The organism is Bacillus sp. BF2-3 (assembly GCF_008368795.1).
Lineage (GTDB): Bacteria > Bacillota > Bacilli > Bacillales > Bacillaceae_G > Bacillus_A > Bacillus_A cereus.
Map to the genome: position 1 here is coordinate 27,554 of NZ_QOSA01000053.1, position 20,518 is coordinate 48,071.

Consider the following 20,518-nt stretch of genomic DNA (forward strand, 5'->3'; position numbering starts at 1 on the left):
TTTACACCCTCTTCTTTGTTAATTTAAGTAATACTTTGCTTAAGCTTTCTTCCGTAAGATCCTCTGCATCAGCAAAATCTGATACCGTAAAAGCAGACTCTGTTGTTGGTTTATTTATAAGTTGACGGAGATGCCTTAACATACCATCTGCTATCACTTGAATTTTCAATTTAGAAAACTGTTCCCTACTATACATCCAAATAAAATGTAACTTTTCATCTTTCACCATTCCGATAACATCAATTAGATGAGACGGTTTGGAATCTGGAGCATGATCTAAAAATGTAAATCCTGTCTCTTGCATAAACAAAGAGTCCCTTGAAAACACCTGATCAAATTGGCCCAAATAGTTAAAGCTTATTGAAGGCTTTTGCTGATAAAACGGAAGTAATCCTTTATTCAAGTAACGTAAAATACCATAGTCAACTCCGCGATTTGGAATTCGACGTAATTGTTCTTTGACAGCCTTTAACCCTTCAATAGGTGTCTGAGTTCCTTGAAAATTGAGATGAACGGGATAAATACTCGTGAACCAGCCCACTGTCCTTGATAAATCAATACCTTCAATCATCTCTTCTCTTCCGTGTCCTTCTAGATGAATAGAAACGGTTTGCTGATTTATACAATCAACGATAGCTTGTCCTAATGCCGTTAATAGTACCTCATCAATCCTTGTCTTATGAGTGACTAGAACTTCGTATAACAATGTTTGTGTTTCTTCTATTCCTAGAGTCCTCGTCACTTGATCAATCGATTCTTCTGTTGTTTCTTGTATTGGATAGTCCATTGGAATTTTCATCGTTTCTTTTTCTACTTGTTCATTCCAATAATTTTGTACTTCTTTTGAAATACCCGAATCACTGTATGTCTGGAGTCGTTCAGACCACTCTTTAAAAGATGTACTTTTCGCAGGTAAGCGAACTTCTTGACCTTGTTTCATCTGGTTATATACCACCTGTAAATCTTCCAATAGAATCCTCCATGACACTCCATCTACTACTAAATGATGAATCACCCAGAATATTCGATCATTTCCAGTCAAGTTATCTTCAAAGTACACTACTCTCATTAACGGACCAGTAACTAAATTGAAACTAGCTTGATTAATGTTCATCTCTTCTTGTATTATTTTATTCCACTCTTTTTCATTAACTTGATTACGTTTTACAACATGGAGTACTGACAGCTCATCAGTCCCTTCATTTCTCTGCCTCCACGTTCCGTTTGGTAACTGTTCGTACCGGAAACGTAAAGCATCATGATGTTTCAGTAAATTTAATATCGCTCCCTCTAGTAATTTCACATTCAATCTTTCTTTTACTCTTAAAAGCATTGATTGATTCCAATGCTCTGTATGTGGATGTTCTTGCTCGAAGAACCAGCACTGAATTGGAGTAAGAGGCACATCACCTATCACAATTCCCTGCTCCGCTTGTACTCCCTGCGTTTCTATAGCCACTTGTGCCAGCTCAGCGATAGTTGGGCATTCAAACATTTGCTTTGGAGTAAGTTTTAACCCCACTTGACTTGCTTGAGATATGATTTGAATACTGAGAATCGAGTCGCCACCAATTTCAAAGAAATTATCATAGATTCCCACCTTTTTAACACCTAATACTCGCTTCCAAATGGCAGTCAGTATCTGTTCGTTACTATTCCGAGGGCCAACCCATTCACTATTAATCTGCTTTTCCTCTGGCATAGGTAAGGCCTCACGATCAACTTTACCGTTAGCTGTAAGTGGAATAGCTTCCATCGCCACAAATCCCGAAGGAACCATATAACTTGGTAGTTTCGCTTTAAGATACTCTCTCCACGCATCTACATTTCCATCTCCTACAACATATGCTACTAATCTTTTATCGCCCGGCTGATCTTCTCTTACAATTACAACTGCCTCTGTTACAGATGCATATGTATTTAAAGTAGACTCAATTTCCCCAATCTCAATTCTGAAACCACGTATTTTAACCTGATGATCAATTCTTCCACGATAATCTAGATTCCCATCTGGCAAATACCTAGCTAAGTCTCCTGTCCGGTATAATCTTTCTTTCGGATTACTACTAAATGGATGAGATATAAAACGCTCTGCTGTTAATTCAGGTCTATTTAAATATCCACGTGCCAATCCTGCTCCACCAATATAAAGTTCACCATCAACACCTATAGGAACAGGTTGTTGATAAGCGTCTAGTATATACACTTCTAAATCGGGAATCCGCTTTCCAATATTACTTCTTGAAGCATGCTGCACATCATCTTGAGTAATTGGATAATATGTAACATGAACTGTAGTTTCTGTAATTCCATACATATTAATTAACTGTGGTTTTTTCTCCCCATACCTTTGAAACCACGGTAACAAGCCAATAGGTTCTAACGCTTCTCCGCCAAATATCACGTAACGCAGCTGCAAATTTTTATTCTTATCTTCTTGTTCACACACTCGTATTAATTGGCGGAATGCGGAAGGTGTCTGATTTAGAACTGTGACTTCTTCCTCCACCAATACTTGATAAAAATCCTTAGGTGATCGACTAATCCAGTACGGAACAACAACTAATTTCCCACCATATAATAACGCTCCCCAAATTTCCCATACTGAGAAATCAAATGCATACGAATGAAAAAGCGTCCAAGTATCTTTTTCATTAAACTGATACAAACAATCCGTCGATTTAAATAACCGTATAACATTGTGATGCTCTATCATAACGCCTTTTGGATTTCCCGTTGATCCCGAAGTATAGATTACATATGCCAGATTTTTGGGACCGACACTAGAAACCGGCAAAGTCTTACTTTCTTTCCCAATCTCATCTTGATCACGATCCAGGCAAATCGACTCAACATTTTCTGGTAACCAGTTCAATTCTTTTAAACTTTCTTGCGTTACGAATAACTGAATGCTAGCATCTTCTAAAATATATTGAAGTCGCTGCTCTGGATATGTTGGATCAAGTGGAACATAAGCCCCACCAGCCTTCAAAATTCCTAAAATACCTATAATCATTTCGAGGGAACGTTCAACGCACAGTCCAACTAAAGTATCAGGTCCTACTCCCTTTTTCTGCAGATAATGAGCTAACTGGTTTGCACGTTCATTAAGCTCCTTATAAGTAATTTTTTCTTTTTCATACGTAACTGCAATAGCATTTGGATAAATCATCGCTTGCCGTTCGAACATTTCATGAATAGTTACTTGAGGTGGGACATCCAGTTTAGGATTGTTGAACTCAACTAAACTTTTTCTTTTATCTTCCTCAGAAATGATTTCTATTTCAGCCACCTTCTGCTTTGGGTTTTCAAAAATATTTTCCAGTATCACTAGCATAACGTTAAAGAATCGTTCTATCTCTTCCTTAGAAAATAGCTCCTCACGATAATCAATATGTACATGTAAAGAGTCTATATCAATTAGATTTTCAATATGAACTGCAAAATCTTGTACTTCTTCACGGTTTGGAATCCATAGTGAGTCACCACTTTCATCACGATCCCTATAATCAATCGTAGTTCCGAAAAGTCTCACATTACTGTTATTCTCTTTATTAATCTGCTTTAATAACAAATCAAATGGATATTTCTGGTGTCTTAATGATTTACTTTGTTTTCTGGACACTCTACTAATAAATGAAAGTACTTCTTCTTCTGGATCAATATCCATTCTTAAAGGAACTGTACTCACCATCATTCCAATCAATTTTCGTTCCATTTTAGTCATACGGTTGCCGTAAGCCATTCCTAAACCAATATCAAGCGATGAGGTCAACCGATACATGGACAACGAAAAAGCAGCAACAAAAAGAGTATATAAACTATTTTTGTAATCTTCAGAAAATTTTTCTATCTTTCTCTTCAAATGTTCCGTTAATATAAACGTCTCACGTGATGCTTTTGTACTAACTTGGTACGTATTATAAGGCTTCAATCCAGTCACAGATGGCAGTGTTTTAAATTCCTCTAACCAAAATTTTTGATCTTTTTGAAAGCGACTACTATTCAAGTATGTTTGTTCGTTGGTCAGAAATTGAACATATGAATTTTTAATTTCGCCTTCCTCATTCTCGTTATGCATGTCATAATAATATTTTGCAATCTGCTCAGTAAATATTTGAATTGATAAACCATCCATAATAATATGATGAACATTTCCAAAGACTGCACATTCATTATCGTTTAATTTTATTAAAGCGAAATAGTATAAATTTGAATTAAATAATGTAAACGTTTCTTTTGTTTTCTGCTCAATCCATTCCTCAAGCAAATTTGTATTCTCCACATTACTGAAATCAAAAAACTCAAATTCTTGTTCTTCATGTTTAGTAAAATATTGTTTCGGTTCCTGATGCCCATTTTCTTTTAACCTAATGCACAGACCGTCATTTTCACTGATAACGCGATTCACAACTTGGTTTAATTTTGAATAATTCATTTTTCGATGAAGTTTAAATAAAAATCTTAAATTACATATTCCTTTATCAGAATGAACGACTTCTGTATACCATATTCTTCGCTGCGGATGGCTTAATGGATAGCATTCCTCATTGGTCATAAAAATCTTCCCTTCAAAAATTATTTGCTCTTATAGGTTCGTGTTTATGTTTAGCCCATAAATATTTCTGCAGTGAAACTCCAATTACTCCAATAATAACAAGCCCAATCCCTCCATAAACATAGAGTTGAGTTACTCCAAACAAATGCACTAATGGACCACTCATAGCAGGAGAAATAATTAGAACTGCGTTTGTTAAACTGCTTTGTATACCAAATACTCTTCCTACTTGATCTTGATCGGATTCTATTTGTAAAATGACTTGATTAGATACAAGCATCAGCCCACTTCCGATACCAGCGATAAAACTAATTAAATAAGCTAAAACGAAGACCGTACCGGGCGTTATCAAACCAATCCCCCCAAAACCAATTCCCATTAAAACCATACCTCCACATACTACCCAGCCATATTGAAATTGTTTTAATTTCTGAGTTAGTAATGCACCAAGTATTCCGCCAAGACCAATAATAGAAATGATATATCCCATTTTACTTTTATCATGTGGGAATAAGCTCTTAAATAAAGTTGGGAATTGTGAGTCTACTAATTGTAATACTGCCATGGCTATTGTAACGAAAATCATGGTTGATAATATTATCCGATTAGATAACACATAACCCCACCCTTGTACCCAAGCGGTCCAAGTACTTTGTTTTTGCTTTTCAACAAATTCTTTCGATATAGTTTCTTTAAATTTTATTGTGGGTATGAGAACTAAGGTAGCTAATAAACAACTTATAGCTCTTATAATGAGGCAGAACTCTGGTTGAAACCAGCTCAGCAACATGCCCCCTATAAGTGGGCCTACTATCTTTGTACCCTGCTCTACTATTCCGTTGATACTTACTGCTTTAGTAAGCAAGTCCGGGGATACAATCTGTCTTGTTAGTGTTTGCTGTGCAGGATAATAGAAAACAATAAAAATAGAACGAATCATTAATGCCACTAAGAGCCAGTGGATATCTTGTACAAATAAAAGAGCAATTGTTATTAGACCAACCATTAGATTACAGAACATCATAATTGGAATTTTTCTAAAACGATCCGCAATAACACCTGCCCATGAGCCAAAAATAATTCCAGGAAGTGCATATGCAACAGGAATCAATCCAATCATAGTAGGATCTACTTCCCATTCAAACCCAACTATAGTCATAATCGCTAACATATCAATAAAAACACCAAGCATAAGCAATGAATAGGCAGAGAAAACTTGTAAATAAACCCTATTTCCTAATAGGCCTTTTGAATCAGTAGTTTTCATAAAAGCAAGCTCCTTAGGTTACTAATATAAACGCTTTTGCGTATAAGGTACCTCTTTATTAAACCTAATTAATCAGTATTGACACCTCACCTAGAATTTAACTTCGTCAAAACTCAAATCAGTCTTATTTTTCGTATATTTAAAATAGTCAGACAAACGAAAGCGTACCTATTCCTTCATTTTTATATCAACTGTTACAAAATATATCTTTACCTTACACTAATAACAGCTAAACGTTGCCTTAATATAACCCTTTACAGTCGTTTACACATTCAATTCACATCCTTTTTAAAGTTGGCTTTTTTCTATCTCAAATACTATCACACAAATATTTCACCTACTATATTCATAAAGTTGAAATATTTGAATCAGAAAATTCGGATAAAAAACCAAATCCACAAATCATAACAAACTATTATTTAGTTATATTTTCATTTTATAGATAGCTTTAACCATAAGGGTATTAAGAATTAAGTTTTTTAATTTTATTAACATAATAGTTTAAAGAGACCGTAAATCCAACTAAACAAAAAAAATATACAATAAAGTATATTTTTTCTAATCCTACATATTTTCTATGCAAATTAATTCCAATAACTAAAGTTGATAATAAAAATATAATATTACCAATCACTAATGTACTCATAACAAGAATTGAATAATATAGTATTAATACTTCTGCAGCTACTACCTATTTTATTTATTGGATATTTATACTTCAAAAAAAATTACACATCATTCACAATTAAGATACATACCCAAAATATGATTTGAACGTTTTATTATATTTTAAGATAATATAAAATCAGTTTTTCTATAAGAGAACTTAATTTTTATGTAGTACGAAACTGTTAGTAATACAGTATATACTAATTTAGTTATAAAAACATTTAAAGACCACCTATTTCCATAAGTGATCTTTCTTTGTGATTCTGTATTTGTGCACTACTGTAGAAATATATCGTAGAAACGCTTTGTTTGCTAAATGTTTAGTTCTTTCTATTTACTAAAAAACATAGCTTCATACAATTAATATCATATTCGTTACATTGCAAACTATTATTTTGTCTTCTGTACAGGCAAACTACTAAAAATTAATTCAGCAACTTTTACATATCCTTTTGAGTTTGGATGAATTAAATCCTTAGACCAAAGCGTATTGTCATTAACTAAATGATGATTCCAAAAATCAACATGATGAAGCTTATACTCTCTGCTCAGTGAATGTATAACTTCATTTGCCTCTAATAATTGTTCTTTTATTACTTGTTTTTTTTCAGAAGCAAAAGGAAGCCTAACTGTAAAATCTGGAAGGTTTGCTATAATAATATCAGCCCCTGCTTTACTTAATGTATCTATCATAAATTCCATATCGTTCTTATATGCATCATGATTCCAACGTCCTTTTAAAACATCGTTTGCCCCTGCAATGAGACTAACCAAATCTGGATTAAAAGTTAGCGCCTTTTCCAATTGCTGCGATTGAATTTCTTTAGTTACTAACCCACGCTTTGCAAAATTGGCATATTCTATATCATTTTCACACAGTTGAACAAAATGATCTACCCAGCTTTTTAATGCAATCCCCTCAACTTCATCCCCTATCCCCTCTGTAAAACTATCGCCAATTGCTACAAATCGCTTCCACATATGTATTCCCCCTTTATTGTTAACCATATCTATACTATACAATAGCTCACACCGTAATTGTTATTTCTAAGTGGTTTTCGATTTCAATTATATTCCACTTTACTATATTTACATTTAGAATCTAAAATTGACCGATTCCTAAGTATACTTAGGAATCGGTCATATTCATATATTTACTAAAGAAATAAAATCTATCTAGGAATTATACTTTTTTCAAAAAATTTATTGTTCTTTGTTTTGCCCAGTTGATACATTTCTTTTCGATTAAATGATATGAAACTATAGAAAAAAGTAGTGTCATTACAATGCACAAAGTAAGAAGGAAAAATTACACCCTGACATTCCAAGCTATCCACATAAGAATCTATAGTACTTTGAAATCTTTTGTTTCAAACTAATATTTAGTTGTATCCTATAAAATTAGCTTTTTACTATATCAATCGAACGATCCCACATGCCACTAAAAAAAGATCCTGTTTTACGTATAAAACGTGTAAACCACTTTGCTTGTTCCACATCAGATTTTGTTACAAGGTCTATTTGTAATGATTTACCTGATAAGAACCCAGGATCTGTATTATCTTTAGGCGAGATAATCATTTTACTAATTGTTACACCTTTTTTAATAGGCGCTTCTTGTTCTTTATTCAATACTTTAAATTCTTTTTTATAAATGTCTTTATTGCCCTTCGACATTGGAAGTGAAACAGCTTGCTTCGTTTGAACTACTACATCTTTGTCTTTTGCATTTGCCACTCGAACTGTTTCATATCCTTTTATTACTGAATCTTTTCCATAGAAATTCTTCACTTCAAAATTCGCAAATCCATAATCGTATAATTTCTTTGTTTCATCAAAACGTGCCGTATGAGATTTTGCTTTTATCACTACAGAAATTAGGCGCATACCATTTCTTTCTACTGTACCAGTGAAACAATCTCCCGCTTCTGGAGTCGTTCCTGTTTTCAAACCATCTACACCTTCATATTGCTTAATTAAACCTTTTAACATCCAGTTAAAGTTCGCCATATCAATTGGATATTTACCACCCTCTTGGAATGTTTTTTTAGGAATTTTTGCTGTATTTAATATTTTGGGGAAATCTTGAATAAGACGTTGCGCTAAAATTGCACAATCCCTTGCAGACATTTTATTTTTCTCGTCTAGAGTTGTCCCTTCTGGGTGATATCCTTTTAAATCTTGATTTGTTAAGCCTGTAGAGTTTACAAATTTATAATCTTTCATTCCAAACTCTTTCGACTTATCGTTCATCATTTTTACAAAATTGACTTCTTTACCAGCAATCTGTTCAACTAAAGCAATTGTTGCACCATTTGCAGAGTAAATTGCCATTGCCTCATATAACTCTTTTACCGTATAAGAGCCACCATTTTCTAATGGAACGTTTGATAATGAACGATCTTGCGAAATCTTATGTGCATATTCAGAGATTTTAACTTTTTGATCCCATTTAAGTTTTCCTTTATCCACCGCTTCATGAACTAAGTATTCGCTCATCATTTTTGTCATACTAGCAATTGCCAATGATTCATCTGCATTTTTTTCATATAAAATTTTTCCGGAATTTGCTTCTATTAAAATTGCTGATCCCGCTTCAACGTCTATAGCAGAAACTGTTTCCGCTGCTGCTCTTCCAAATGTAACGAACATGCTAAAAAATAGTGTAAGCACTGTTACTATTGCAATAAATTTCTTGCAAAACATACCTTTCACTTCTGTTACCTCCAATACCTTTGTACTCAAAAAAAGCGTTATTCTAACATAATCTCAAAAAAATAGACAGTGTTCTCAAATTATATATACATATTAGACGTTAGGATCGCTTTCATATAGACCATCTCATCCGACACTTTTAGGTGCCCTGATACTTTGTACTCCCACACATATCCCTATTTTTAATCCCCTTATATTTTTCAAAATGATTCGCACTTTCATATTTTTTAGGATTACAATTAATAGACAATCTAGATGCTACATTTGTTCCATATTTACAAAAAATAAAGTGAAACTTTAATCAGTGGGAGTCTTACTGCCCGTTAATGCTTTATTAGCTATCAATGATTTTAATTATTCAATTCAGCTATTTGCTAGACCTATATTAGAGATGAATTTTATTTAGTCTAAACTATTAGTTTTTTGTAATCAAAAAACTACACCCTATACTGGATGTAGTTTTTCTAACTGATTTATTTATTTTTCACTTCATTTTTATAAAAAGCAAATAATGGTTCGATGGATGGACTAGATAACAGCGGAATTGCCTTCTCAATCAATTTCCTATCCCAATCAAACCAACGCATTTCCATTAACATGTTTATTTCTGTATCAGTGAATCGTTTCTTTATTTCCTTAGCAGGATTTCCACCAACTATTGTATACGGCGGAACATCTTTACTTACGACAGATCCTGCAGCAACAATTGCCCCTTCACCAATAGTAACGCCAGGCATTATTATAGCATTCATTCCAATCCAAGCATCACTTTTTATGACTGTATCACCCTTAGGTTCATATGATTGTTCAATTTGCTCAGCGAATGGATATACTGTAATCCATTCTGAGTGATGATTATGGTTACCACCCATTAAAATGACTACTCCACTTGCAATGCAAACATAATTCCCAATAATGAGTTTATCAAGATGCCATCCCATCTGTTCAATTGGATTGAAAAGTGCTTGAGACTTAGCATCCCCCCACAAATACCTTACACAGCCATCTTCAAAATTTTGATGACTATAATAGCCTGAATAATAGGAGTACTCTCCCACTTCAATGAGTGGATTTGTTACTATATCTTTTATATACTTTGTTTCTGACCAATGATTAAATAATGGATACTTCATAACTTTATTCCTCGCTTCTAAGTATTATATATTTTGCTATTTACTTAGAAGCTTACTACGACAGCTACATTTTTTAGCTTTCTCAAACGACGAATCATTATCTTCAAGCCTTTCTTTTATACTAAAAAAAGCATAACGCAATACATTACACTAGTCAAATTGTGTAATTTTGAACACATCTTAAACAGCGTAATACTGCAATAAGAACATGAAAACACTCTAACTTTGATCCAAATAATATATTGATTACATTTAGTTTATATTTTGTAAAAAAATTTTAATTGCCATGACAAAGCAAACAATAACCACTATTGGTCGTATTAATGACGTCCCTTTTGTAAGCACCATCTTCGCTCCAATATACGATCCTATAATTTGACCAAGCATCATAATCAACCCAATTGTCCAATCGATTTGGCCAAAAATAATAAAATATAACAAAGCAGCGAAATTACTTGTAAAATTCAAGATTTTAGCATTTGCAGTTGCTCTCGTAGCACTATATCCACATAAAAGAATGAACGCTAAAGCAATTAAACTACCTGTTCCTGGGCCGAAGAAACCATCATAAAATCCAAGGAATGGAGCCACTGTTAACGCAAACAACAACATACTTATTTTTCTCGGTCGATCTTCGTTTGCTATATTTGGAGATAATAGAAAATAAAGACCAATAATAATAAGTAAAAAAGGTAATATCATGATTAAATATTCTGCTCGTATCTGTAAAACAAGCCATCCACCGAAAACGGATCCCAAAAAGGTCATTAAGATGGACAAACGCATTTCTTTAAGATTAATTTCTTTCTTCTTAATAAAAAACACTGTTGCCATGAGAGTTCCGCTACTCCCTTGTAGTTTATTAGTTGCTATCGCTACAGAAGGAGACATACCTACTAATAACATTATCGGGATAGTTATCATACCACCGCCCCCAGCAATCGTATCTATCCATCCTGCTAATACAGCTACTAAAAATAGTAGTATAAGTAATTCAATAGTAAAATCCATACAAAGAATATGGGAAGGCTTGAGCTATTATAACCCAAACCTCCCCATCGTCCCTCCTCTCTTTAAACTAGTTAATTAAATCTGTAAAGTAACTTTCTTTTTGATCACGTAATCGACTGGAAACGTATTGTCTGCAAACAATTCTTCTTCCATATTTATTGTTTCCAATCGGGATTTTATATTCTTCCTCAGATAACCTTTCCCTACCATGAGTTACATTTGTTTGTTTACCATAGTATGAATTTGGTATAAGTAATAAATCTTCAGATGTAAGTGGAACCTTATAAGTAGGCGTTGTTCGTAAGAGTTCTAAAAACATGTCAAATTTCAATTTTTCTTCTTCACTTTCTCCCACATAAATTAATCTATTTTCCGCTCCATTCAAACAAGTTGCAATAATATCACCATTATCATCTAAAAATATAATTTGGTTTATTTCTCCTACAAATCCCGATATTTCACCATCAGCCATTCCTGCGATATGAGCAATAGGCATTTTACTTACCGCCAATATGTCATCTTTACTGAAGTGATTTTCTTCAAGATGCTTTTGCAGTAATTTTGGCGTTCCAATATGAGTTTGAGTTTTTAAATTTAACACTCCTTTTAATAAAAGAGCATCAACTCTAGTAAATTTTCCACAAGTAATTTCAGACACTATTCGTTCCACGGATTTATTAAGTCTATTTGATACAATTTCTAAATTCGTATTGAATGTTTTCAATCTTGCTTCAATATCTGATTGGTCTTTCATATCTGTATACACTGTGGCATCGTTATGTTGATAAAAGTTCCCGCCACCGGTGCTTGCACCGACATTTCGCAAAACTTCATCGTTGTTTAAAGGTGAAATAAGATGAAATCTATTTTTCCCTGCATGTTCGGATGGGTGAATTAAAGCATCATAATTAAAAAGTGTGGCAAAAAGCCATGTGACCCATTCTGCATAAAAATATTTTTTCATTCTATCGTGTTCGTCTTCGCCATAATTAAAACCTCTGCGATTTTCCCCAGGTAATAGTGTTTCCATAGGATCACATGGAGTATTTTTAATAAGAGTAGGTGGTACGTTTCCGCCACAATTCGCTATTTTTATTATATGTAGTAGGTTTTTCATATCTGAATTCGGATTTTTCTTTGAATAGTCAATCAAACAATTAAGCCACTCTTTTGAAAAATATGCTGCTATTTCTTGATCACAAGTATAAGGATTATGAGTTTTCAATTCATTTTCTATCAGATTCTTCATTTTATCCTTCAATACATTAGGAATGCTAATTTCTTCAATTTCTGTAATCTGCAGTATTCCTTTATTCATTATAAAACCTCCGTTGTTTTATTTTTTATACCCTATCTTCTATTAAACAAACTATCCATTTCTTTTTTGCTCCTTCGCTTTTCGTCAGAGCTATTAGAACTACCGATTTACAAATAAAAAACGTGGATTATAAGAGATTTCTTCTTAGGTACATTTCCCCGACGAACCTCTATTGAATTGGTAAATTTAATTTAAAAATCTCTTTCATTTTCTAAAGTTTTCCTAATTTCGAAATCAGAATTTTCAATACAACTATGTTAACATGAAAAATATAACACGAAACCAAAAAATGTAAATGAATAGTTTTTTTATAAAAAATAGTCAGACTATTTATGAAGTAATTCGTATTCCATTGAACGAACTACGGCCCCTCAATTTTATTGATAACAATAAAAAAACCCCTAAATTGATAGAGGAATTTTTTTCAAGTATATTCTATTTTAAAGTTCTTACTTACCTTTTACCCCGCTATTTGCCGGGCAGTAAGACCCCTACCTTAAAATACAGCGGAAGCAAAGAAGTTAGGTGGGGGTTCGGGCTGCCCATAAAAGCAAGATTGGTGAGGGCTGATAATCAGTGGGGATGAACAAAACTCCCCCTGATTAAAGTTTCACTTTATTTTAAAAGATATTGCTGTAACTTCTTTATTAACAGTTCCATCCCGTTTGGACTTACAATAATCTTCCCATTCGCTAACGAAATATTGCTGTCTGAAATATCCCCTGTAAGTGCACAAGCTCTTGGAGATTGATATTTTCGTAAAATAATCTGGTCCTCTTCTATAAACATTTCAAGAGAATCTTTTTCTACAATTCCTAAACTCCGTCTTATTTCCATTGGAATAACAATACGCCCCATGCTATCTGCTTTACGAGTAATTCCTCTTGATTTCATAAAATGCCACCCTTTATATTTATCTAATATTACGGTATTTATTTTAGCAATAAACAACAATTAGGAATAGTTCGTATTACAGTACTTTTTTTAGAAAAAAATAACAATTAGGAATAGTTTATGTTAGAATTCTTTCTTGTTTATTCTTGATTTTTAATATATTTTTCCTTGATCATTTTTATATATTGTTTTCTTTCAGTTAGTTCAAATATAAATAATGCTTTTTTTATGTCTGTTAAACCAACTTCATTAGAGTGCTGAACTTTCAATAAAATTGCACCTTTTTCAAAAAATAATTCACCTAATAAGTATAAAGTATTCATATTTATCGCTAATTTTATACCTATTTCACTATACTTTATTGCTTCTTCATATTGATTTGCAAGGTGTAAACATTTTGTTAACGTATGAATGAGTCTTAATTTGATTTCTTTTTCTCTAGGAAATTCTATCTTATTAAAATTAATTAAACTTTGTTTTAATATATTTATACTTTTCTCATACTCTTCATTTTCTGCATGTATTATAGCAATTGAATTCATTATGCTTATTTCTTTTTCTGATAAAAAGTTACTACTACTTAAGGTTTGTTTTAGTGCTCTATTTAAAATGTCAAAGGCATTACTTGTTGCTCCATTTACATAATATATAGCAATCGCTTCATGCCATAATAGAAATTGTTTATCTTCTTTTGATTGAAAATTATTCTCATCTTTCTCTTTTTTTACTATTTCGTAAAGCTCATTATATTGTTTTTGTTTCACACAATCTCTCATTACACATTTTACATTTTCAATATATTTTATTTTTTTATTTTTGGTTAGTGCGAATATATAATTTGGATCAATACCAAGTCTTTCAGATAATTGATACAACAATATGCTAGATGGATAAATAATACCTTTTTCTATCTTACTAATTTGACTTTGTGAACATATTCCATGACATAATTCAGATTGTGACATGTTTTTTTTCTTTCTAAGTTCTTTAATAATAATACCAAGATTGTAGAATTCCATCTTTCCTCCCTCAAATGTAACACTTTATGAGTATAAGAATATTTCCCAACTTTTAATGTAATGTAAAATTAATATAGTTACAATTACTAATTATATGGATTTATAGTTTCTTTTACAAACTTGTATTACAATACGAGAAATTATTAAAAAATGGTTCACTAATAATTAATGGGAGTTTTATCCCCCCACTGATTATTAGTCCACTCCAGGCAGGCTTTTACAGGGAGTTAGACTTCTTTGCCACATCTAAATTTTGAGGTGGGAATCTTACTATCCGCAAATAGCCTGATTAAAATAAATATGATTTTTCACCTTTATTTCTTTTAATAGTTTCTTTTGATTTTTATATAAATAATTTCGAAGGAGCGTATTTTATGAAAAGAATGTTGACCGAAAGAGAGTTAGAAGTAGCTATTTATGTAGCAAAAGGATATACAGATGCAGAAATTTCCAAAAAAATATATGTTACCCCTCGAAGAATTTCAACGATAATTAATCATATTAAAGAAAAATGGCATATTAATTCTAGAGTGGAATTAGGTATTTTAGTCTATCATTATGGTTTTATAGATGCACCCTTATTTTCAAATAAAAAAATTCAGCTATGTAAAAAGGTTGTACAATAGATAGCGGAATATAACGAGTTTAAATTGCAAATAAAAATAGAAGAGCAGACAAATTTTTATTATTTGGTTTACTCCATCAGTTTTTAAATTTCATACATTAATATAAAAAGGTTAGAGAATTAACTTCTCTAACCTTTTTATATACACTATTAGGTTTCAAACAGTAAAGATGCCCTAATGCTACCATTGATCCTGTTCCCTATTCAACCCTGTATAAACACAAAAAAGAATCAGACATTACCACTATTCAAAACCAGTTACAATTCTCTCTTTCATTTTCTGTAATACTTCACTGCTCAATACTTTTTGACCAGTAGGAAGTTTTAATATGGCAGCGGCACCTTTACTAAGGTATATTTCTTGATCATTATTTTGATTTACTACCAATATTCCTTGCCCTTCAAATTCGAAATAACTAATATCTTTTGTTTCATTTGTATTATTCTTTATTGCTGTATATAATCCATATAAATCTTTACTTCTATTTTCTCCGCCCGTTCGAATCGGTTCAATATCATTCGCAACAATTAGTCCTTCTGGCTGCTCACCCTTCATAATAAACCACAGCTTTTCATTTGTTGGTAATAGTAAATTCTTAAATTCAGAGCTATTTAAAATTTGCTGTGCTGGAATTGTTGTATAGATTGGTAACGAAAATGGAGATGTTGTTATTTTTTCAAAACTTAAATTTTCAGAAGAACTTCCCTTACTATATTGATAATCTTTTAATGCGATCGATTGTACTGATTCACTTTTATTTTTTGATGCATAACTAATTTTACTAGCGAAAATAATAACGGTCATTAAGCACATGCACGGTATCACAAGCTTAAGTAGTTTTCCCATTTATGAACCCCCGCTTTTAATATTATTAGTTTGCATGGATATTATAAACAGTTTCACTCCACCAAAAATTATTATTGTTATGGAACGTACTGAAATTATGATTATAATGATCACCATACCAAGGGTCCATGTACGTTATATAATCTGTTCCATTTGTCCCTTTATAAAATCCATCAAGTACTAGAAAGTGTCCGATGTTAGCTCCATTTTGCCACATAATGAGTGCAATCATCGGCTGATTACTATTAATTTGACTTTTGAACCAATCATATGATTTTGCTCCAGAACTTATAGCTGAGCTAACACCATATCCTGATAATCCATATTGTATTTCACGTGAAGTTGCAGGATTATTATATGATCCACCCTTAACATACCTAACGTACTGATCTTGTGAAGGAGTTTTCCCAAAATAATTTAAAACTGAAACCGAAGTGCCTGCCCAACACCAATTTGATCTTTCTTGTAATATGTTAGGTACAGATAATTTACGATCTATTGATGTATTTGGAGGATTTCCATTAATATACGCTGACGTTACATATACTTTTTTTCCATCTTTAAAATAATAAAACCAACGATTATCTAAATTTCCTGTCCAGTAATCTTTAACCGCTTCACCATACTCCCATCCTTTAAAAGATACTGTTGTATTTCCGGGAATCACATCTACAATATTTGCATTCAAACTTTTTGCCTCTCTAACATTAACATTCAATGGAGCTGTTGTTCCTGTAAATTCAACTTCCTCTGCTATTATTTTCTGAACACCAATAAAACTAAATGTGAAGAACAATAAAAACATACAAACAATAAAATGCTTTCTTCCCTTCATTTCTCCACCCCTTCATCAGTACTAAAAAACATCAACAATTCATCCTTATTAATTGTTCAAGCTTAATATTACATACTAACGAAAAATGACTTCTCATAAAGTGAAACTTTGATCAGTAGTGGTTTTATTCATCCCCCACTGATTGTTAGTTAAACCAATCGGGCTGCTCGGCAAATAGCGGGATAAATTCCAATACAAAAAAGGAGCCTATAAATTTTTATAGGCTCCTTTTTATTTCGTCGTTATTACTTAGCTAATTCTTTTGTACCCTTCATTACATCAATGAAGAATCCCCAGTTATTCACTACAGAAGAGATACTGATATGTTCATCTGGGGTGTGGACGTTAAAAATGTCTGGTCCGAATGAAATTGCATCTAATTCAGGCATTTTTTGAACGAATGCGCTACACTCAATCCCCGCATGCACAGCGAAGATTTCAATTTCTTTATTGTATTTTTCTTGATGCACTTTTTCAAATAAATTACGAATTTGTGAGTTTGGATTGTATGGCCATTCTGGATACTCTGACTCTATTTCAAATGTAGCACCAACTAATTCAGCAATATATTTGATTTCTTCTGCAACATGTTGTTTTAAACTACTTACAGAACTTCGCACTTCGTTACGTAATTTAATTTCATCTTGCAACGTTTCAATAACGCCTAAATTTGTTGAGCTTTCTACAAGACCTTTAATATCCATGCTCATACTTTGAATGCCATTTGGAATTAAGAATAATGATGAAATAAGCTGCTTTTGTGTCTCTTGAGCAAATACTTTTTCAACTGTTTCATCCAATTTTGTCAGTGTAACATGAACATCTGGATCAACAGCACGCATTTCTTCTTGTAATACACGTGTCCATGATTCTAGTTTTTCTTCTACTTGTCCTACATCTTCTGTACGAATTAAAAGTGTAGCTACACTTTCACGCGGAATTGCATTCGTTTTTAATCCGCCGTGAACTTCACTTATGTTAAACTCCGTATGTGCCGATAAATCACGTAATACTCGTCCTAATACTTTGTTCGCATTACCGCGTTGTTTATCAATTTCCATACCAGAATGTCCGCCTTTTAGGCCACCAACATATAGACGGTATGCATCCATATTCGCTGGCGTTTCATCCCAAATTACGGGAATTGTTTCAACAGCTTTCGCACCACCTGCACTACTTACAAGTAATTTATGATCTTCTTCAGAATCAATATTTATAAATATCTTTCCTTCAAAATGATTTGGATCAATAGCAAAAGCCCCGCCCATTGTCGTTTCTTCTTCAGTAGTGATAACGACTTCAAGTGCTGGATGCGGAATTTCTTTCGAATCTAATAAAGCTAATGCATACGCAACTGCAATACCATTATCAGCACCTAAAGTTGTTTGATTTGCATATAACATGTCCCCAATGATTCGTAATTCAATTGGATCTTTTTCAAAATCATGTACTGTTGCTTGATTTTTTTCGCAAACCATATCCATATGACCTTGAATAATAATAGCTGGTACATTTTCATAACCAGTTGTTGCTTCTTTTTTAATAATGACATTTAATGCTTCATCTTGAATGACTTCTAAGTTACGCTCTTTTGCAAAGCCCACTAAATAATCACTAATTTCCTTTTCATTACCTGATCCTCTAGGAATCTTTGAAATTTCTGCAAAATGATAAAATACAGGGTGCTTTGTTAATTGTTCTAAGGTAGAATACATTTTTCAAGCTCCTCTCCAAATGACAAAATAATATGTAAGTCTCATATCATTATACCATGATTCATTATTTTACCTTTGTTTTAACTTTTATTGTTCATTTTATGTACAACAATCTTACAATATTGTAAGGGCGTTGTAATCTATATCGATTTTTCTCATTTAATAATAATCGTATACTTTTTAAAGAAACACATTAAAGGAGATAAAGAAAATGAAAAAGTTTTTAGCAATTATTACACTATGTTTATTATTTTTTAGTTTTACTATTGGCTGTGAGAGAGCGTCACTAAATAGAATTGGTAAAGATGTATATTACATGCAGATAAAAGGCGAAGGAACTATCGAAAAAGTAGATGGTAGAAACTTACGAAACTATACGCTGCCCGCATATGATGAAGATGGTGTCAAAAAACAAATTACATTTAGAAGTACAAAAAAAGAAAACGACCATAAATTAAATAAATACGCGTTTTTACGCCTTTATGTAGATCAAGATGATAATAGCAAAAATGAAATATCATCAATTGAAGTAAAGTCCTATGAAGAGATTCAGAAAGCAGATTTACCTGAAAAAGTAAAAGATAAGTTTACTATTAAATAAAAAAACAAAAGAAAATGCTCTATGCATTTTCTTTTGTTCTTTTCACCTGTATATATTTTGAACTACTATTATTCATTAGTTTCTCTAACCGATTTATATTCTCCGTTAATGCACCTTTCACAAGAGAGAAATCTGTATTGGATTCTTCTTTTTTTTCTTTAAAAAACGAAGACTTTTGCACATTGACTTCAGCCATCTCTTCTCCCCCTTTTCAAAAAGATACAACCTTTTATTTATATTATATAGCAAATGTAGAAAGAGTGTACACTTATGATTTTCTTTTTAATTCTTCTTCTAATTCTTCTACTTGCTGCAACGTATCCCCTTTTATTAAAGAGAAATCTGTTGTATCTTCGTTACCTTCTTTAAAAAAATCATTGTCATAATCTTTTACCACTACAATCACCTCTACATGCTAGTGTAGGAATGATTGTCCAATTTTATTCAACTTTGTCGGATTTTGTTTTTAATTTATGTATAGAAGAAAAGGACAGAAAAAGATTCTGTCCTTATTTACTAAAATAACTATGATGTATTGTTAAATTATATACATTTTCAAAATCCCGATCTTGCAGGTTATTTTTCTTTCCATCAATAACAATGAAAACGTCACTTACTATTTTTGCTGGTATAATCCCGACATTTTCTACTTGCACCGCTTTCTGCTCATTCAATTGCTCGATATGTTCTAACGGAACGATAATACTAAATTGCGAGCGAATACCACGAAAGTTTGTATTTAACTCTTTCGCGGCTTCAAAAACAACAATTTTCGCGCCAATCTTTTCCCCATATGAATCTAAAAATGCATTTAAGCTCTTTGTATATTCCTCTTCCGTATGCCATTCCATCGTACCGAATACTGCTGGATTAACATTTTGAATAATTGTCGTGTATATTTCCCCTCTCGCTTTAGATGCAATTAATGATCGTTTTATTGATTGAACTGTCTTGCCAATATCGCTAAATTTCGCACCCCATATTTCTGAAATATTAGGCGTTAAAATGAACGCAATATCAACAAAAATAACCATTGCAGTAAACATTAAAAGATTTTTCCAGAGGGTTAAATCAATTCCTTTTATCATGAAATACACGGTGACAGATATGATAAACAAACCATACCAAGTCTTTCTAATACGTTGCTTTTTCTCCTCGTACAACTCCTCATTTTTCCAATAAAAGAAAACAAGGACTACAAAGACAATCGCTAAAACAAATAAGCCAATTCGAATGTTAGAGATCATTAATCACATCACCCTCCATTCAAAAACTACTCACGATATCATTACATGCGCAAGCTGCTCTCTT

At 32.5% G+C, this 20,518-nt stretch carries 17 protein-coding genes and 1 pseudogene; 2 read left to right on the plus strand and 16 right to left on the minus strand.

Translation table 11 applies throughout. From position 1 onward, the window contains the following. Position 1: 1 nt before the first annotated feature. The 10 genes and pseudogenes from DN401_RS27715 to DN401_RS27765 form a co-directional block, all read right to left on the minus strand. Positions 2-4,558 carry a non-ribosomal peptide synthetase gene (locus tag DN401_RS27715; protein WP_000180442.1) on the minus strand — a complete coding sequence of 1,519 codons (4,557 nt, stop codon included), beginning with the start codon at positions 4,556-4,558 and terminating at the stop codon, positions 2-4. 13 nt (positions 4,559-4,571) lie between these two features. Further along, on the minus strand, positions 4,572-5,825 hold the full coding sequence (locus DN401_RS27720) for an MFS transporter (RefSeq protein ID WP_000858613.1): 1,254 nt from the start codon (positions 5,823-5,825) through the stop codon (positions 4,572-4,574). Between the two features lie 1,059 nt (positions 5,826-6,884). After that, complete coding sequence (locus DN401_RS27725) at positions 6,885-7,475, minus strand: SGNH/GDSL hydrolase family protein (protein WP_000265880.1); 591 nt, start codon at positions 7,473-7,475, stop codon at positions 6,885-6,887. A 202-nt stretch (positions 7,476-7,677) separates the two neighbouring features. Then, positions 7,678-7,803: pseudogene (locus DN401_RS27730) on the minus strand (acyltransferase family protein); the annotation flags it as partial. Between the two features lie 92 nt (positions 7,804-7,895). Continuing rightward, a complete protein-coding gene (locus tag DN401_RS27735; RefSeq protein WP_304521045.1) occupies positions 7,896-9,209 on the minus strand; it encodes a D-alanyl-D-alanine carboxypeptidase family protein in 1,314 nt (437 codons plus the stop codon). 473 nt (positions 9,210-9,682) lie between these two features. Further along, complete coding sequence (locus DN401_RS27740) at positions 9,683-10,342, minus strand: CatB-related O-acetyltransferase (RefSeq protein ID WP_000876934.1); 660 nt, start codon at positions 10,340-10,342, stop codon at positions 9,683-9,685. A gap of 252 nt (positions 10,343-10,594) precedes the next feature. Then, a complete protein-coding gene (locus DN401_RS27745) occupies positions 10,595-11,353 on the minus strand; it encodes a TSUP family transporter (RefSeq protein ID WP_000347993.1) in 759 nt (252 codons plus the stop codon). 67 nt (positions 11,354-11,420) lie between these two features. Continuing rightward, positions 11,421-12,671 (minus strand): hypothetical protein, encoded by a 1,251-nt coding sequence (locus DN401_RS27750; RefSeq protein WP_001032358.1) that lies wholly within the window; start codon positions 12,669-12,671, stop codon positions 11,421-11,423. A gap of 615 nt (positions 12,672-13,286) precedes the next feature. Further along, on the minus strand, positions 13,287-13,565 hold the full coding sequence (locus DN401_RS27760; protein WP_000842216.1) for an AbrB/MazE/SpoVT family DNA-binding domain-containing protein: 279 nt from the start codon (positions 13,563-13,565) through the stop codon (positions 13,287-13,289). 140 nt (positions 13,566-13,705) lie between these two features. Beyond that, complete coding sequence (locus DN401_RS27765) at positions 13,706-14,584, minus strand: helix-turn-helix domain-containing protein (RefSeq protein ID WP_000397979.1); 879 nt, start codon at positions 14,582-14,584, stop codon at positions 13,706-13,708. A 374-nt stretch (positions 14,585-14,958) separates the two neighbouring features. Between DN401_RS27765 and DN401_RS27770 the strand changes: the two genes are divergently transcribed. Then, a complete protein-coding gene (locus DN401_RS27770) occupies positions 14,959-15,210 on the plus strand; it encodes a response regulator transcription factor (RefSeq protein ID WP_000827560.1) in 252 nt (83 codons plus the stop codon). Positions 15,211-15,453: 243 nt separating this feature from the next. On the opposite strand, the gene DN401_RS27775 is transcribed toward DN401_RS27770, so the two are convergent. The 3 genes from DN401_RS27775 to pepD form a co-directional block, all read right to left on the minus strand. Further along, on the minus strand, positions 15,454-16,056 hold the full coding sequence (locus tag DN401_RS27775) for a hypothetical protein (RefSeq protein ID WP_000517279.1): 603 nt from the start codon (positions 16,054-16,056) through the stop codon (positions 15,454-15,456). 25 nt (positions 16,057-16,081) lie between these two features. Continuing rightward, on the minus strand, positions 16,082-16,891 hold the full coding sequence (locus DN401_RS27780; protein WP_000678370.1) for a papain-like cysteine protease family protein: 810 nt from the start codon (positions 16,889-16,891) through the stop codon (positions 16,082-16,084). 245 nt (positions 16,892-17,136) lie between these two features. Beyond that, on the minus strand, positions 17,137-18,606 hold the full coding sequence (gene pepD / locus DN401_RS27785) for a beta-Ala-His dipeptidase (RefSeq protein ID WP_000287556.1): 1,470 nt from the start codon (positions 18,604-18,606) through the stop codon (positions 17,137-17,139). A 211-nt stretch (positions 18,607-18,817) separates the two neighbouring features. Between pepD and DN401_RS27790 the strand changes: the two genes are divergently transcribed. Then, positions 18,818-19,207, plus strand: a complete 390-nt coding sequence (locus tag DN401_RS27790; RefSeq protein ID WP_000713863.1) for a YxeA family protein — start codon at positions 18,818-18,820, stop codon at positions 19,205-19,207. A 19-nt stretch (positions 19,208-19,226) separates the two neighbouring features. Here DN401_RS27790 and spoIISB read toward each other — a convergent pair whose 3' ends face one another. The 3 genes from spoIISB to DN401_RS27805 form a co-directional block, all read right to left on the minus strand. Next, the gene (spoIISB, locus tag DN401_RS27795; RefSeq protein WP_000852629.1) at positions 19,227-19,403 is read right to left on the minus strand and encodes a stage II sporulation protein SB; all 177 of its coding nucleotides are present in this window, start codon (positions 19,401-19,403) and stop codon (positions 19,227-19,229) included. Between the two features lie 72 nt (positions 19,404-19,475). Further along, a complete protein-coding gene (locus DN401_RS27800; protein ID WP_000237819.1) occupies positions 19,476-19,604 on the minus strand; it encodes a hypothetical protein in 129 nt (42 codons plus the stop codon). A 112-nt stretch (positions 19,605-19,716) separates the two neighbouring features. Beyond that, positions 19,717-20,454: a type II toxin-antitoxin system SpoIISA family toxin gene (locus tag DN401_RS27805; protein ID WP_000624977.1), complete on the minus strand. Its 738-nt coding sequence runs from the start codon at positions 20,452-20,454 to the stop codon at positions 19,717-19,719. Positions 20,455-20,518 lie beyond the last annotated feature (64 nt).

What these genes read in the sequence shown, in the direction of transcription:
- DN401_RS27715 (WP_000180442.1), bottom strand. Translation starts at nt 4,558, where the DNA reads ATGACCAATGAGGAATGCTATCCATTAAGCCATCCGCAGCGAAGAATA.
- DN401_RS27720 (WP_000858613.1), bottom strand. Translation starts at nt 5,825, where the DNA reads ATGAAAACTACTGATTCAAAAGGCCTATTAGGAAATAGGGTTTATTTA.
- DN401_RS27725 (WP_000265880.1), bottom strand. Translation starts at nt 7,475, where the DNA reads ATGTGGAAGCGATTTGTAGCAATTGGCGATAGTTTTACAGAGGGGATA.
- DN401_RS27740 (WP_000876934.1), bottom strand. Translation starts at nt 10,342, where the DNA reads ATGAAGTATCCATTATTTAATCATTGGTCAGAAACAAAGTATATAAAA.
- DN401_RS27745 (WP_000347993.1), bottom strand. Translation starts at nt 11,353, where the DNA reads ATGGATTTTACTATTGAATTACTTATACTACTATTTTTAGTAGCTGTA.
- DN401_RS27750 (WP_001032358.1), bottom strand. Translation starts at nt 12,671, where the DNA reads ATGAATAAAGGAATACTGCAGATTACAGAAATTGAAGAAATTAGCATT.
- DN401_RS27760 (WP_000842216.1), bottom strand. Translation starts at nt 13,565, where the DNA reads ATGAAATCAAGAGGAATTACTCGTAAAGCAGATAGCATGGGGCGTATT.
- DN401_RS27765 (WP_000397979.1), bottom strand. Translation starts at nt 14,584, where the DNA reads ATGGAATTCTACAATCTTGGTATTATTATTAAAGAACTTAGAAAGAAA.
- DN401_RS27770 (WP_000827560.1), top strand. Translation starts at nt 14,959, where the DNA reads ATGAAAAGAATGTTGACCGAAAGAGAGTTAGAAGTAGCTATTTATGTA.
- DN401_RS27775 (WP_000517279.1), bottom strand. Translation starts at nt 16,056, where the DNA reads ATGGGAAAACTACTTAAGCTTGTGATACCGTGCATGTGCTTAATGACC.
- DN401_RS27780 (WP_000678370.1), bottom strand. Translation starts at nt 16,891, where the DNA reads ATGAAGGGAAGAAAGCATTTTATTGTTTGTATGTTTTTATTGTTCTTC.
- pepD (WP_000287556.1), bottom strand. Translation starts at nt 18,606, where the DNA reads ATGTATTCTACCTTAGAACAATTAACAAAGCACCCTGTATTTTATCAT.
- DN401_RS27790 (WP_000713863.1), top strand. Translation starts at nt 18,818, where the DNA reads ATGAAAAAGTTTTTAGCAATTATTACACTATGTTTATTATTTTTTAGT.
- spoIISB (WP_000852629.1), bottom strand. Translation starts at nt 19,403, where the DNA reads ATGGCTGAAGTCAATGTGCAAAAGTCTTCGTTTTTTAAAGAAAAAAAA.
- DN401_RS27805 (WP_000624977.1), bottom strand. Translation starts at nt 20,454, where the DNA reads ATGATCTCTAACATTCGAATTGGCTTATTTGTTTTAGCGATTGTCTTT.